Origin of the sequence: Parabacteroides sp. AM17-47 (assembly GCF_003434625.1) — a bacterium.
GTDB lineage: Bacteria > Bacteroidota > Bacteroidia > Bacteroidales > Tannerellaceae > Parabacteroides > Parabacteroides distasonis.
Map to the genome: position 1 here is coordinate 128,909 of NZ_QTLI01000011.1, position 14,823 is coordinate 143,731.

The 14,823-nt window shown below is 47.3% G+C and carries 12 protein-coding genes; 10 read left to right on the top strand and 2 right to left on the bottom strand.

Annotated elements, in window-relative coordinates:
• The first annotated feature begins 2 nt into the window (after positions 1-2).
• The 5 genes from DW205_RS10780 (at position 3) to DW205_RS10800 (ending at position 5,061) form a co-directional block, all read left to right on the top strand.
• Positions 3-494 carry a CvpA family protein gene (locus tag DW205_RS10780; RefSeq protein ID WP_005859392.1) on the top strand — a complete coding sequence of 164 codons (492 nt, stop codon included), beginning with the start codon at positions 3-5 and terminating at the stop codon, positions 492-494.
• 30 nt (positions 495-524) lie between these two features.
• Positions 525-1,970, top strand: coding sequence for a Fe-S cluster assembly protein SufB (gene sufB, locus DW205_RS10785; RefSeq protein WP_005859390.1), 1,446 nt, complete (start codon positions 525-527; stop codon positions 1,968-1,970).
• 42 nt (positions 1,971-2,012) lie between these two features.
• Positions 2,013-2,768, top strand: a complete 756-nt coding sequence (gene sufC, locus DW205_RS10790; protein ID WP_005859388.1) for a Fe-S cluster assembly ATPase SufC — start codon at positions 2,013-2,015, stop codon at positions 2,766-2,768.
• Positions 2,761-4,113 carry a Fe-S cluster assembly protein SufD gene (gene sufD / locus DW205_RS10795; protein ID WP_005867588.1) on the top strand — a complete coding sequence of 451 codons (1,353 nt, stop codon included), beginning with the start codon at positions 2,761-2,763 and terminating at the stop codon, positions 4,111-4,113. The genes sufC and sufD overlap by 8 nt, the downstream gene beginning before the upstream one ends.
• A 111-nt stretch (positions 4,114-4,224) precedes the next feature.
• Positions 4,225-5,061 carry a GNAT family N-acetyltransferase gene (locus tag DW205_RS10800; protein WP_005867589.1) on the top strand — a complete coding sequence of 279 codons (837 nt, stop codon included), beginning with the start codon at positions 4,225-4,227 and terminating at the stop codon, positions 5,059-5,061.
• Between the two features lie 102 nt (positions 5,062-5,163).
• Here DW205_RS10800 and DW205_RS10805 read toward each other — a convergent pair whose 3' ends face one another.
• Positions 5,164-7,011 carry a glycoside hydrolase family 13 protein gene (locus tag DW205_RS10805; RefSeq protein WP_121963087.1) on the bottom strand — a complete coding sequence of 616 codons (1,848 nt, stop codon included), beginning with the start codon at positions 7,009-7,011 and terminating at the stop codon, positions 5,164-5,166.
• A gap of 173 nt (positions 7,012-7,184) precedes the next feature.
• On the opposite strand from DW205_RS10805, the gene DW205_RS10810 reads away from it, so the two are divergent.
• The 5 genes from DW205_RS10810 (at position 7,185) to DW205_RS10830 (ending at position 14,268) form a co-directional block, all read left to right on the top strand.
• Entirely contained in the window at positions 7,185-10,352 is a 3,168-nt protein-coding gene (locus DW205_RS10810) for a TIM-barrel domain-containing protein (RefSeq protein WP_121963088.1), read from the top strand.
• Positions 10,353-10,376: 24 nt separating this feature from the next.
• Positions 10,377-11,792: an arylsulfatase gene (locus DW205_RS10815; RefSeq protein WP_005867593.1), complete on the top strand. Its 1,416-nt coding sequence runs from the start codon at positions 10,377-10,379 to the stop codon at positions 11,790-11,792.
• Between the two features lie 131 nt (positions 11,793-11,923).
• On the top strand, positions 11,924-13,138 hold the full coding sequence (locus tag DW205_RS10820; RefSeq protein WP_005867594.1) for an aminotransferase class V-fold PLP-dependent enzyme: 1,215 nt from the start codon (positions 11,924-11,926) through the stop codon (positions 13,136-13,138).
• 2 nt (positions 13,139-13,140) lie between these two features.
• The gene (locus DW205_RS10825) at positions 13,141-13,542 is read left to right on the top strand and encodes a VanZ family protein (protein ID WP_008777889.1); all 402 of its coding nucleotides are present in this window, start codon (positions 13,141-13,143) and stop codon (positions 13,540-13,542) included.
• A gap of 126 nt (positions 13,543-13,668) precedes the next feature.
• Positions 13,669-14,268 carry a ribonuclease HII gene (locus tag DW205_RS10830; RefSeq protein WP_005859375.1) on the top strand — a complete coding sequence of 200 codons (600 nt, stop codon included), beginning with the start codon at positions 13,669-13,671 and terminating at the stop codon, positions 14,266-14,268.
• 117 nt (positions 14,269-14,385) lie between these two features.
• Here DW205_RS10830 and DW205_RS10835 read toward each other — a convergent pair whose 3' ends face one another.
• Entirely contained in the window at positions 14,386-14,811 is a 426-nt protein-coding gene (locus DW205_RS10835; RefSeq protein ID WP_005867596.1) for a SufE family protein, read from the bottom strand.
• Positions 14,812-14,823 lie beyond the last annotated feature (12 nt).

Sequence of the window (14,823 nt, forward strand, 5' to 3'; positions counted from 1 at the left end):
CGATGAACTGGTTGGACATTACATTGCTATGTCTGGCAGGGATAGGATTTGTGAAAGGCCTGTTTGATGGAATCATCAAACAGGTTGTTTCGCTTATAGCCCTAGTGATTGCGATCTTTTTCTGCGGAAAAGCGGCGGCTTGGCTGAAAGGATATATCTTGGCGTTGGGTTGGTTTCCGGAAGAAGGGGTTACGATCTTGAGTTATATAGCGGGTTTTATCTTGATTATGGGGGTATTTATCCTAGCGGGTGAACTGGTTACCAAGGTGGTAGGGGCGACACCGTTGAGCGTTATCAACCATTTGTTTGGTGGTTTTTTCGGGTTGCTGGTCGTTTTGGTCTTTACCAGTTTGCTGTTGAACGCGCTGGAGTTCGTGGATCGTGGATCGGTCTTGATTCATCGCCAATCAAAGATAGAATCTCGTTTTTATTATAGCGTGAAGCAAATAGTACCAACAATTTTCCCACATAATTTGTTTTCATTAGGAGAATGAAGGGCTTTTATCAATGGTTAATTTTTAATTATGCAGGATTCAAATCATATAATTAATGAGGTAACGAGCGGAGATTATAAATATGGCTTCGTTACCGATATTGATACGGAGGTGATCCATCGTGGATTAGACGAGGAGACGGTCCGTATTATCTCTGCCAAGAAGAACGAGCCGGAATGGTTACTCGAGTTCCGTTTGAAGGCTTTTCGCCATTGGCAGACGTTGGAGATGCCTACATGGCCTCACTTGAATATCCCGCCGATCGATTATCAGGACATTATCTATTATGCCGCCCCTAAGAAAAAAGAGGGACCAAAGAGCTTGGATGAGGTAGATCCTGAGTTGTTGAAAACATTCGATAAACTGGGTATTCCTTTGGAAGAACAGAAGCATTTAAGCGGAATGGCGGTAGACGCCGTGATGGATAGTGTTTCAGTGAAGACTACTTTCAAGGAGAATCTTGCGGAGAAGGGGATTATTTTCTGTTCGTTCAGCGAGGCTGTACAACATCATCCTGACTTGGTGCAGAAGTATTTGGGCAGCGTGGTTGGTTATCGTGATAATTTCTTCGCCGCCTTGAATTCGGCCGTGTTCTCGGACGGTTCGTTTGTTTATATACCGAAGGGCGTACGTTGCCCGATGGAGCTGAGTACGTATTTCCGTATCAATGCCGCTAATACCGGACAGTTCGAGCGTACCTTGATTGTCGCTGACGATGAGGCGTATGTAAGTTATCTGGAAGGATGTACGGCGCCGATGCGTGACGAGAACCAATTGCATGCCGCTATCGTGGAGATCGTGGCGAACGAGCGTGCTGAGGTGAAGTATTCTACCGTACAGAACTGGTATCCGGGTGATAAGGAAGGTAAAGGCGGTATCTATAACTTCGTGACGAAACGAGGTTTGTGCAAAGGTGAGGGTAGCAAGATCTCTTGGACGCAAGTAGAGACCGGTTCGGCGATCACTTGGAAATATCCGAGCTGTATCTTGGCGGGTGATAACTCGGTAGGTGAGTTTTACTCGGTTGCCGTGACCAATAATTACCAACAGGCCGATACGGGTACGAAGATGATCCATCTGGGTAAGAATACGAAAAGTACGATCGTATCCAAGGGTATCTCTGCCGGTCATAGCCAGAATAGCTATCGGGGATTGGTAAAGGTGTCCGCCCGTGCGGAAGGCGCCCGTAACCATAGCCAATGCGATAGTTTGTTACTAAGCTCTACTTGTGGAGCTCATACGTTCCCTTACGCTGATATTCAGAATGAGACGGCGATCGTGGAGCATGAGGCTACGACGAGTAAGATCAGCGAGGAGCAATTGTTCTACTGCCAGCAACGGGGTATCTCGGTAGAAGAGGCTGTCGGTTTGATCGTGAATGGATATGCCCGTGAGGTAATGAATAAGTTACCGATGGAGTTCGCCGTCGAGGCTCAGAAATTACTAACGATCTCGCTGGAAGGCAGCGTAGGATAGAATAATTTTCAATTTTCAACTTTCAATTTTCAATTAGAAAAGATGTTAGAGGTTAAGAATTTACATGCCAACGTAAATGGCAAAGAGATATTGAAAGGTATCAACCTGTCGGTGAAAGCGGGTGAGGTACATGCTATCATGGGACCGAACGGTTCCGGAAAAAGTACGTTAAGTAGTGTATTGGTAGGTAATCCCGCTTTTGAGGTAACGGAAGGAGAGGTTATCTTCAACGGTAAGAATCTGTTGGATCTTTCTCCTGAGGACCGTAGCCGTGAGGGTATTTTCTTGAGCTTCCAATATCCGGTCGAGATCCCGGGAGTTAGTATGGTGAACTTTATGCGTGCGGCGTTGAACGAGCACCGTAAATATAACGGTCTGGAACCGGTTTCGGCTACGGACTTCTTGAAATTGATGCGTGAGAAGCGTGCGATCGTCGAGCTGGATAATAAACTAGCCAGCCGTAGCGTGAACGAAGGTTTCTCCGGTGGAGAGAAAAAGCGGAACGAGATCTTCCAGATGGCGATGCTGGAGCCGAAATTGGCGATCTTGGATGAGACGGATAGTGGTTTGGATATCGATGCCTTGCGTATCGTAGCGCATGGCGTGAACCAGTTGAGGACTCCGGAGAATGCCGCTATCGTAATCACGCACTATCAGCGTCTGCTGGATTACATCAAGCCGGATGTGGTTCATGTGCTTTACAAAGGCCGTATCGTGAAGACCGCCGGTCCGGAATTGGCCTTGGAACTGGAAGAGAAAGGTTACGACTGGATCAAGAAAGAGATGGGAGATGAGTAATATGAAGGCCGAGCAACAATATATCGATCTTTTCGCCCAATGTGAGGATCTGGTATGTCGTCATAGTACGCCGGTGATGAATGCCCTTAGGGCTGATGCCTTGGCGAACTTTGAGCGACTCGGATTCCCCTCCACGAGAAGCGAGGATTATAAATATACGGATGTAGCCCAAGCGTTCGCTCCGGATTACGGTTTGAATATCAACCGGGTCGCTATCCCAGTGAATCCTTATGACGTGTTCCGTTGTGACGTGCCGAACCTGAGCACATCGTTATACTTTGTCGTGAACGATACGTTTTACGATAAGGAATTGCCAAAAACGCATTTGCCGGAAGGCGTGTATGCTGGAGGGTTGAAGGCTTTTACGGAGCAATATCCGGAGATCGCTTCCAAGTATTACGGAAAGGCGGCGCCGAGTAGCAAGGATGGTATTATTGCGTTGAATACGATGTTAGCCCAAGATGGTTTCGTGGTGTATGTACCGAAAAATGTCGTGGTTGAGCGTCCTATCCAATTGGTGAATATTTTCCGTAGCGATGTGGATACGATGGCGAACCGTCGTGTTCTGGTGATTATGGAACCTCATTCGGAAGCGAAGCTATTGGTTTGCGATCATAGTATCGATGACGTGAAATTCTTGGCGACTCAAGTGGTTGAGATTTTTGCGGAGGAAGGTGCTCGCTTTGATTATTATGATTTGGAAGAAAGCAGCGAGTCTACGACCCGTTTCTCTTCCGTACACGTAAAGCAGGCGGCTTCGACCAATGTCTTGGTAAACGGTATTACGTTGACGAATGGCTTGACTCGCAACAATTATTATGTGGAACTGAATGGCGAGTATGCCGAGTCTACCTTATGCGGTATGTCCGTTCTGGACAAGGAGCAACAGATGGATACCTATAGCCATATCACCCATGCGGTCCCGAATTGTACCAGCAACGAGTTGTTCAAGAACGTACTGAATGATCATGCCGTAGGTGTCTTCAGTGGACGTATCTTGGTGAAAGAGGATGCCCAGAAGACTGCCGCTTACCAGACGAACCGTAATCTGTGCGCTACCCGTGAGGCCCGTATGTACAGCAAGCCGCAACTGGAGATTTACGCAGACGACGTAAAATGCTCGCACGGTATGACGACCGGTCAGTTAGATGAGAACGCTTTGTTCTATATGCAAAGTCGCGGTATCCCGCGTGACGAGGCCCGTATGTTATTGAGCGTGGCTTTCACTTCCGACGTGATCGACCATGTACGCTTGGAGGCGTTGAAAGACCGTTTGCATAAACTGGTAGAGAAACGTTTCCGCGGTGAACTGGCTAAATGCGCCGGTTGCCGGATTTGTAAATAATTGCGAATAAGAGGAAAACTATAATCAGGCATGGATTATCCCGACGATAATGTAGGGAACCATGTCTGATTTTTCGTATCTTTGGCAGTGACAAATTAAAACCTCCAACTTATGCAGTTAACACACATCGCCCTATGGACGAATCATCTGGAACGTTTACGGGATTTCTATGTAAAGTATTTCAACGGTAAGAGTAATGAGAAATATGTGAATCCAAAGAAAGGGTTCGCCTCTTATTTCGTCTCTTTCGAGAGTGGCCCCGCTTTGGAGATCATGCAACGGCAAGATATTACTGAGGCTTACGACAAGGATCATATCGGCTTGGCTCATCTGGCCTTTCATGCGGATAAGAAGGAGCAAGTGGATCAAATGATCGAACGTTTCCGGATGGATGGATACACGATCGCCGGTGAGACCCGCACTTCCGGGGATGGTTACTATGAGGGTGTAATCCGAGATCCTGACGGAAATATAATAGAGATCGTCGCTAACGGGGAGCCGGAGATACAAGTAGCTTTATTCCCTCCTTATGAGTTACTGCTGGAAGCCGATCCGGATCGGGAGAAAGTAGAGGCTTACCTAAAGGATTCGGATTGCTTTATCGCTACGGTACGAAATTCCGTTGCCGGCGTGATCGTGGTTCGCAAGGAGGAGGGTGGCAAGGCGGAGATTATGAACCTTGCCGTGGCGGATATCTTCCGTCGGCGAGGAATCGCCCGGAAACTATTACGGCATGTATCTAATAAATGGGCTCCGGCTCAAGATGTCGAGCTTTTGCGTATTTGCACCGGAACCTCAGCCGCCGGCCCGATGATGCTTTATCAACAGGAAGGCTTCGACTTGGTTGCCGTAGATCGCGATTATTTCGTGCGGAACTATGCCGAACCTATCTGGGAGAACGGCATTCAATGCAGGCATCAATTGATTCTTGAAAAGAGATTAAAATAGTATATATGAAAAGAAAATCGGGAGGTTTAAGAGGCCTCCCGATTTAATTATTAGTAATCTATAAATAGGTCCCCGAATGAAAAATCATCGGGGCTAATGGTATCACATTTCCAGCACGAAGATCCCTTTTGGTGCCAAGGATAATTCGTCTCCCAATGGAATCTCCTTTCCGGTTAATATCTCTTTTCCGGAGGTTTTACCTCGCAATACTTCCGCATAGCGGGCCAACGGGAGGTTCACCTCCTTATCGCTGCCATTCATCAAGACCAATACGCTCCGGCCATCCAGACTGCGCTCGTACACGTAGACACCTTGGTTCACCATGAAATGTTTCATCTTACCCTTAGCGATGATATCGTTGCCCTTGCGCCATTTCAATAAAGTACGGAGGAAATTCCATGCGTCATTTTGCACCTCGCTGCGACCGGATGCCTCGAATTGATTCACCTTGTCGCCGGGCCAGCCACCGGGAACATCCAAGCGGATATATCCGTCTCCCTTCTCCTTGGTGCCATTCATCAGCAACTCCTGCCCGTAATAGAGCTGGGGAATACCGGGGATCGTCAACAAGAATGTCACCCCTTGCTTGAACGCGTACAAATCATCGACAGACTTAGGCATGGAGGGAAGAAAACGATCCGTATCATGGTTCTCCAAGAAACGCAATACATTATAGATATCGGGATATACATAATCATAACACATATGCTCGAAGATCGTATGCAAGCCTCCGGAATACCCAGTCTCCTCATGGAACGCCTTACTTGCGATACCCATCAAGCGGAAATCCATTACCGATTTCAGCTCGGTATCCTGCCCGAAGTTCAACCGGCTGCCTTTCTGCCAATAAGCGGAACCGATCGTGTAGTTCATCCACGCCTCGCCTACGATGTTATACTCCGGATACTCGTTCATGACCTCCGTACACCAATTCCGCATCATGTCCACGTCGGCATACGGATACGTATCTTGACGGATACCATCCACGCCGCAATACTCGATCCACCAGATCGAGTTCTGGATAAGGTATTTGGCTACATGTGGGTTCTTTTGGTTCAAGTCCGGCATGCTCGGGACAAACCAGCCGTTCAGCATCGTCTCCTTATCATAATCCGAGACGTAAGGATCGAAATAAGCCTCTTTATCGTGGTTGGTCTGCACGTAGTTATCGAGATTATTAAACCAGTCGTGGTTAGGGATATCTTTCATCCAAGGATGATCGCTTCCACAATGGTTGAAGATCATATCCATTACGACACGCATGCCCCGCTCGTGTGTCTTCTCGATCAAGCGGACGTAATCCTCGTTCGTGCCGAAGCGTGGGTCTACCCGATAATAATCCGTCGTGGCATATCCGTGATAAGAGCCTCCCTCCATGTCATTCTCCAATACCGGGTTCAGCCAGATAGCGGTAACGCCCAGATCCTCGATATAATCCAAATGCTGTTCGATACCGGCCAAGTCGCCTCCGTGACGGGCGTTCGGGCTGTTACGGTCTACCTTATAAGCGGTACGCATCGGGATTTGATCATTCGAGGGATCTCCGTTTGCGAAACGATCCGGCATGATGAGATAAAGCACGTCGGAAGAGTCAAACCCCTTGATCCGATCAGCGTTCGGTTTACGGGCCTTCAACTCATACGAGTAATTGAAACTCTTTTTGTCCTTCGTGAACGTGATATCAAACCTGCCGGGCTTGGCCTTTTCCACGTCCAGATAGATCAATAGGTAATTCGGGCTTTCCAACGCTACCGAGCTTTTCAACTGTACGCCGGGATATTTCACGCTAGGGAGATATCCAGCGATATCCTTACCATACACCATCAGCTGGAGTTCCGGGTTCTTCATACCGCTCCACCAGAAGGCCGGCTCGATTTTAAGGTTATCGGCTGAAAGCGTACTGGAAGCGAAAAGGGCCAGTAAAAGGCTCAAGAATAAATGTCTGTTCATGATATATGTTTATTGATTTATATGACAAGGTTGTACATACGCGAAGATAGAAGGATTCCATTGATAATAACACGTTTCCGCCCAGCGAAAAGAGAATAAAAATCACGCGAACGTTTGCGAACCCTCGTAAATTAAGACTATCTTTACTGCCTAAATCTAATCAACTAATTCAAATGATAAAAAGTCTAATTGTATCCATGCTTCTGACAGGTTGCGTTTCCTCCCTGTCCGCACAACAAAGTTTTTGGAAAGAAGATTTCTCCGCCGGGAAATTACCCGACGGCTGGATGATTGTCGATTCGACGAAATCGGCAAAGTGTGAATGGATTGTTACCGATCAGCCTTATCCCGGTTCTTTCCAGTTTGAGCAACAAGCGCCTCCCATCGCCTCTACGAGTCGTGGCTATCATATGCAATTCCGGCCGGGCGTAGTCACCGGGGAGGAGATCACGAAGTGGAATCAACGGGAGGAATACCCGAACGGCTATTTCCAGACCAGCGCTATCGATTGTGCGGGAAAGAACGATGTGGTATTGAAATTCCAGCACTTGTTTCGTTGGAATAATTGGTTCACCGGAAAACGTGCCGGCCTTTGGGTTGGCGTCAGCAACGACGGGTTGAATTGGAAAGAGTATAACGTGATGGATAAGATCCCCGCCGCTACCCAGCTTCATGCCCCGGTGAATGAGGAGATTAACATCAGCGAGGTAGCCGCGAACCAGAAAACTGTCTACTTGCGTTTCTTCTGGCGGGATATCTTCTCTTGGTACTGGATGGTCGATGATATTGAGCTGACAGAGCCTTTCGCACATGATTTGGCTTTGGAGAAAGTGACCTCACACCAAGAAACCGGGAATACGTTCACGAAGGAAGACGTGTTGAAAGTGAAGCTGAAGAACGTTGGCTCCCAGCCCGTAGACGAGGATTTCACGGTAACCGCCTCCTTGAACAACGGTCAGAAACTAACCGCCACGGTAACCGCCTCCGGGCATCCGATCGCTAAACAAGAGGAATATGAGGTAGCTTTCCCCGCTACCGACCTAACCCAGATGGGCTCCTATAAAATAGAGTTCGCTATCCAATACCCGAAGGATGAGCGTTCGTCAAACAACGTATTAAAAGCGAACCTGTTCGCCGCCCGTATGAACTTGGGTAAGTTGATGAAGTTCAATAAGATCAGCAACACGGAATATGAGTTCGTCTCCGGGTACGCTAAGGTTAAGTTGATGTTTTACCGGGATGATATCTTCCGTATCTGGTTGGCACCGGATGGGGAATATACCAATCCGGCGGCAAACTCGATCGTTGTGGATTATGGGGTAAAGAACCCGAGAGTCTCCATGGCCGACAACGGCAGCTATTATAAGTTCACGACTCCCCAATGTGTCGTACGTGTCTATAAGAACCCTATTCGTTTCGCCATGTATGACAAGAATAACCGTGCCGTGATCTACGAGGAGGCCGAACCACTTGCCTTCGGACTAAAAACGACCCAAACGATGCGCCGTAGCGGTGATGAGGATTTCTACGGTTGCGGTATGCAACAAGGTAATTTCTCATACGCTGGGAAGGAAGCGGATATCGAGGTGACCGGTTGGGATGAAGATCAATCCTCTAACCCGGCTCCCTTCTATATGTCCACGAAAGGATATGGCGTATTCCGCAATACGTTTGCCCCGGGACATTATGCCTTCAACGGCACGGAAATGCTGGACAAGAACTATGATGATGGCTTTAAGCTGATGGGCTTCACCAGTCAGTTGACGCATAACGAGAATCGCTTTGACGCATTCTACTTCTACGGCCCTTCCTTGAAAGACCTATTGAACGACTATACGGATATCACCGGAAAACCTTTTATGCCGGCGATGTGGATGCTTACGATGGGAGACGCCGACTGCTATAACAAAGGGGAACAGCGCACCGGATGGCCTCAATCCACCCCGGACGTAATCAGCCAAGTTGCCGATAAATATGTGGAATATGATATGCCCCGTGGCTGGATCTTGCCGAACGATGGCTATGGTTGCGGCTATGTGAAATTGGATTCTGTTGTGACGGAATTAGGTAAACGAGGCTTCCATACGGGCTTGTGGACAGAGAATGGTGTGGATAAGATCGCCTACGAGGTTGGTAAATGTGGTACCCGCCTGTGTAAATTGGATGTGGCTTGGGTTGGAGAAGGCTATGAGTTTGCCTTGAACGGCTGTAAATCCGCATTCGAGGGGATCGAGAACAATACGAATGAACGGGGTTTCGTATGGGCTGTTTGCGGTTGGGCCGGAACCCAACGGTATTCTACGGTATGGAGCGGTGACCAAGTGAGCAATTGGGATTATATCCGTTACCATATCCCGACGATCACGGGTGCCGGCCTTTCCGCCATGAACGCCGCTACTAGCGATGTGGACGGTATCTTCGGCGGTTCCCCGAAAACCTATACCCGCGACTTGCAATGGAAGGTTTTCACCCCGATCTTTATGACCATGAGCGGCTGGGCGGATGCCGACCGTCAGCCTTGGGTATATGGGCATCCGTACACGGATATCAACCGTAAATTCTTAAAGCTGAAGATGCGTCTGAACCCGTACGCCTATACCTATTGCCATGAGGCGCATACGACCGGTGTACCGATGGCTCGTGCGATGGTACTGGAATTCCCGGATGACGTGGTTACCCGTGATACGACCACCCAATATCAATTTATGAGTGGCGAGTGGATGATGGTTGCCCCTGTATATACCCGTAAGAATGTACGCGACAGTATCTACTTCCCTGCCGGAGAATGGTACGACTATTGGACCGGAAAGACATACGAGGGTGGCAAGTGGTTGGATAAATATGAGGCTAAATTGGATATTTGCCCGGTATTTATCCGTCAAGGCGCCATTATCCCGATGTACCCGGATATGAATTATGTCGGCGAGAAACCTGCGGATGTCTTGACCTTGGACTTATATCCCTACGGAAACACCTCTTTCAATTTATATGAAGACGACGGTCTCACCCGTGATTATAAGAAAGGCGAGTTTGCCTGTACCTTGATCTCTGTTTCCTCCCCAAAAGGAGAGAAAGGCACGATCACCGTGGATATTGCGAAAGCGAAAGGAGATTATAAAGGACGTTACCAAGAGCGTACTTACCTATTGGATGTCCGCTCGGAGTCCAGCCCGTCAAACGTAACCGTAGCCGGGAAGCCGCTATCTGCCATCTCCCCCGAAGCGTTCAATGCCGGACAAGAAGGCTGGTACTTCGATGCCTCGGACCGTATGGGAAGGGTTAAGGTACGGATGAACCGCTTGTCTACGAATCAAGATCAGAAGATTGTAATTGGTTTCTAACACTTCTATTTATTTTAAAGGTATATGAAAACACAATTGACTTTATGTATATCCGGGACATTGACGCTTATCGGAATGTCCGGTTGCGAAAAAACTCCGGAGCGTCCTATGAATGTTGTGTATATCTTAGCGGATGATTTAGGATATGGAGATGTTGGCTGTTATGGCCAACAGATTATCAAGACTCCCAATATAGACCGGATGGCGAAGGAGGGAATGTTGTTTACGCAGCATTATGCCGGATGTACGGTGAGTGCCCCTTCCCGTTGTTCCTTGATGACCGGATTGCATACGGGACATACGCAAGTCCGGGGAAACCGGGAGATCACGCCCGAAGGCCAACAGCCGATGCGGGAGGATACCTATACGTTGGGTAAATTAATGAAATCGGCCGGTTATACGACCGGCATCTTTGGTAAATGGGGGTTGGGAAATCCGGGCTCTGTCTCCATTCCTAATAAGATGGGTTTCGATGAGTTTTATGGATATAATTGCCAACGGCAGTCGCATTCCTTCTATCCGGATCATTTATGGCATAATGAGGAGAAGGTTCTTTTTCCTGAAAACGAGAACAATGCTTGCAAGACATATTCACAAGATTTGATTCATGAGCAAGCATTGAAGTTCATCCGGGATCATAAGGAGCAACCGTTCTTTGCGATGCTTACTTATACGCTGCCTCATGCGGAATTGAATCTTCCGCATGATTCTATTTATAAGATGTACGAGAACTCATTCGAGGAGACTCCTTATATTGGTAAGTTTGATAAAGTGTATGGCGGTTATAACACCTCGGAGAAGCCCTTGGCCTCCTTTGCCGCCATGGTCTCCCGGTTGGATAAATACGTGGGGGATGTAATGGCTGAATTGAAAGAGTTGGGTTTGGATAAGAATACGATCGTGATTTTTACCAGCGATAACGGCCCACATCATGAAGGTGGAGCTGATCCCGATTTTTTCAAGAGCTACGGACCTTTCAGGGGGATCAAACGGGATGTATATGAAGGAGGTATCCGTATACCTATGGTGGCATGGTGCCCGGGTACGATCAAGGCCGGAGCTCAATCGGATCATATAAGCGCATTCTGGGATGTCATGCCGACATTGGCAGAACTTACAGGTACGGTCTTGCCCGAGCAGACGGATGGAATCTCTTTCTTACCAACCTTGTTATCAAAGAAAAATCAACAGGCCCATGATTATTTATATTGGGAATTTCACGAGTTGAATGGCCGGGAAGCATTGCGCTCCGGTAAATGGAAACTAATCCGGCAACCGATCGTGGGTGAAACTATATTGGAACTGTATGATTTAAGTAATGATATACATGAGGATACGAATCTAGCGGAGAAGTATCCCGATAAGGTAAAAGAACTAGTATCCTTAATGGACAACGCCCGCACAGAGTCTCCGTACTTTAACTTTGGAAGAGAAAAGTAAACGTGCGAGAAGAGAATAAAGTGTAGGCGTAATATCTGTTAGGTAATGATAAAAAAGGCTTTCTTTCAGCGAGAAAGCCTTTTTTTTGTATCTTTGGCTCTCGTAATTTTAAGACAAAAAGAAGTAAGACTATGTTAGACGTTCAAGCGATCCGAAAAGACTTTCCGATCTTGGATCATAAGATATACGATAAACCGCTGATATATTTCGATAATGGCGCTACTACCCAGAAACCTCGTCAAGTGGTAGAAAAGATAGAGAATGGATATTATAACGTAAACGCCAATATCCACCGAGGCGTACATTTCTTGAGCCAAGCGGCGACAGAGGCGCATGAGGAGGCTCGCAAAACGGTACAGCATTTCTTGAATGCCCGTTCCTCGAATGAGATTATTTTTACCCGGGGAACTACGGAATCCATTAATTTGATCGCTTCCAGCTTTACGGATGAATGTATGTCGGCAGGGGATGAGGTGATCGTGTCCGTGATGGAGCATCATTCCAATATCGTTCCTTGGCAGATACAAGCGGCCCGGAAAGGTATTACGTTGAAGGTGATCCCGATGAATGAGAAAGGGGAGTTGAATCTGGATGAGTATCGTAAATTATTCTCGGATAAGACTCGTTTGGTTTCCGTGACTCATGTGTCTAATGTCTTGGGTACGGTGAATCCGGTAAAGGCGATGATCGAGATCGCTCATGAACAAGGCGTACCGGTGTTGGTAGACGGGGCTCAAGCCGTTCCGCATATGAAGGTGGATGTGCAGGACTTGGATGCGGAGTTCTATGTTTTCTCTGGTCATAAGATTTACGGACCGACGGGTATCGGGGTCTTGTATGGTAAAGAGGAGTGGTTGGATAAACTTCCTCCGTATCAGGGAGGAGGCGAGATGATCGCTACGGTCTCGTTCGAGAAGACAACTTTTAATGAGCTTCCCTTTAAGTTTGAGGCGGGAACTCCGGATTATATTGGTAGCACGGCGTTGGCGGAAGCCTTGCGGTATGTAGACCGGATCGGTATAGAGAATATAGCTGCTTATGAGGATGAGCTTTTGCGATATGCGACCGCTGGATTAAATACGATCGAAGGGATGCGTATTTTCGGACAAGCGGATCATAAAGGAGCGGTGCTTTCTTTTTTGGTGGGTAATATCCATCATTACGATATGGGGATGTTGCTGGACCGTTTGGGAATAGCGGTTCGTACAGGGCATCATTGTGCCCAGCCTTTGATGCATGCCTTAGGGATCGAGGGGACGGTGCGGGCGTCTTTCTCCTTTTATAATACGAAAGAGGAGATCGATACGTTCATCGCAGGTGTGGAACGAGTTCGGAAGATGTTTTGAGTATGATGTATTATATTAAGAAATATCCGTTTTCACTGGCGATTATATTGATCGTTATTTACTTGTCGTTCTTTAAGCCGCCGAGGATGGATGATATCCCTTTATTCCCGGGTGTGGACAAGGTGGTTCATTTCTGTATGTATGGGGGGATGTCGGGTATGCTATGGCTGGAGTTCTTGCGGAATCACCGGAAGTATGAGACGGTATTATGGCATGCTTGGATCGGGGCGGTTTTATGCCCGATCGTTATGAGTGGGATTATTGAGATATTGCAAGAATATTGTACGACGTACCGGGGTGGGGATTGGTTTGATTTCTTGGCGAATACTTGCGGGGTGATCGCCGCTACGGCATTCGCTTGGTTCGTGCTTCGCCCTTGGATTGTGAAGGATTTGAATAGTTAAAATTACGATGCCCATTCAATGGAGCTTATGATGGGCATTTAAAGGTGCTTACGATGCCCATTGTAAGGATGCTTGAATGAGCATCGTAAGCATGTGGCGTGTTTTACGATAAAAAGAGATAGATACATGTTATTACCCTATATGGAAACCGGGCGTATAGAGGCTGGGTGTGATGAGGCGGGAAGAGGCTGCTTGGCGGGTGCGGTATTCGCCGCCGCCGTGATTCTTCCGGAAGATTTTAAGAATGAGGATTTAAACGATAGCAAGCAATTAAGCGAGAAGAAACGGTATAAGCTTCGTCCCGTTATCGAGCGTGAGGCGATCGCTTGGGCGGTAGGTATCGTTAGCCCGGAAGAGATCGATAAGATTAATATTTTGAAAGCCTCTTTCTTGGCCATGCATCGTGCGATCGAGCAATTGAAAGTACGGCCGGAACATTTATTGATCGATGGAAACCGTTTTACCCCTTATCCCGATATTCCACATACGACCGTAGTAAAAGGCGATGGCAAATACCTGAGTATCGCCGCCGCCTCTATATTGGCTAAAACCTATCGGGATGATTATATGAATGAATTGGCCTTGGAATACCCCGCTTATCATTGGCTGGACAATAAAGGTTATCCTACCAAGGTCCACAGGGAAGCGATTCGTACCCACGGAATCACGCCTTATCATCGCAAGACTTTTACGCTCTTACCGGAGCAGCTTACACTCGGTTTTTAATACGTATATAGGCATAACCTTATGCGTATATACGTATGAGGCTATGCCTATATCGGTGTAGGCTTACACGTATATACGTATCGGCTCGTGCCTATATACATGTGAAAACACCTGTTTTTATTGTTGTTCCTTTGCCCGGTAAGCCATCGCGTACAGACGCATTTGCTTCACCATCGCTACCAACCCGTTGGAACGGGTAGGGGATAAATGCTCTTTTAATCCTACCTTGTCTATAAAGTATAGATCCGCATCCAAGATTTCTTGAGGGGTATGGCCCGATAAGATCTGTATCAGCAAAGATACGATACCTTTTACGATCACGGCATCGCTTTCTCCTTGGAAAATAATCTTTCCATCCACATAATCCGCTTGGAACCAAACCCGGCTTTGACAACCCTCGATCAAGTTGCTTTCCGTTTTATATTTCTCATCAAGCGGGGGAAGGGAGTTTCCCAGATCTATTAATAACGCATATTTATCCATCCAATCATCGAAGACTGAGAATTCTTCGATTACATTGTCTTGAAGTTCATTGATTGTCATTTTATCAGTATT

Bases quoted from the DNA above. Each gene is read 5' to 3' on its own strand.
- DW205_RS10780 (WP_005859392.1), top strand. From the start codon at position 3: ATGAACTGGTTGGACATTACATTGCTATGTCTGGCAGGGATAGGATTT.
- DW205_RS10815 (WP_005867593.1), top strand. From the start codon at position 10,377: ATGAAAACACAATTGACTTTATGTATATCCGGGACATTGACGCTTATC.
- DW205_RS10820 (WP_005867594.1), top strand. From the start codon at position 11,924: ATGTTAGACGTTCAAGCGATCCGAAAAGACTTTCCGATCTTGGATCAT.
- DW205_RS10800 (WP_005867589.1), top strand. From the start codon at position 4,225: ATGCAGTTAACACACATCGCCCTATGGACGAATCATCTGGAACGTTTA.
- sufD (WP_005867588.1), top strand. From the start codon at position 2,761: ATGAGTAATATGAAGGCCGAGCAACAATATATCGATCTTTTCGCCCAA.
- DW205_RS10835 (WP_005867596.1), bottom strand. From the start codon at position 14,811: ATGACAATCAATGAACTTCAAGACAATGTAATCGAAGAATTCTCAGTC.
- sufC (WP_005859388.1), top strand. From the start codon at position 2,013: ATGTTAGAGGTTAAGAATTTACATGCCAACGTAAATGGCAAAGAGATA.
- sufB (WP_005859390.1), top strand. From the start codon at position 525: ATGCAGGATTCAAATCATATAATTAATGAGGTAACGAGCGGAGATTAT.
- DW205_RS10805 (WP_121963087.1), bottom strand. From the start codon at position 7,011: ATGAACAGACATTTATTCTTGAGCCTTTTACTGGCCCTTTTCGCTTCC.
- DW205_RS10810 (WP_121963088.1), top strand. From the start codon at position 7,185: ATGATAAAAAGTCTAATTGTATCCATGCTTCTGACAGGTTGCGTTTCC.
- DW205_RS10830 (WP_005859375.1), top strand. From the start codon at position 13,669: ATGTTATTACCCTATATGGAAACCGGGCGTATAGAGGCTGGGTGTGAT.
- DW205_RS10825 (WP_008777889.1), top strand. From the start codon at position 13,141: ATGATGTATTATATTAAGAAATATCCGTTTTCACTGGCGATTATATTG.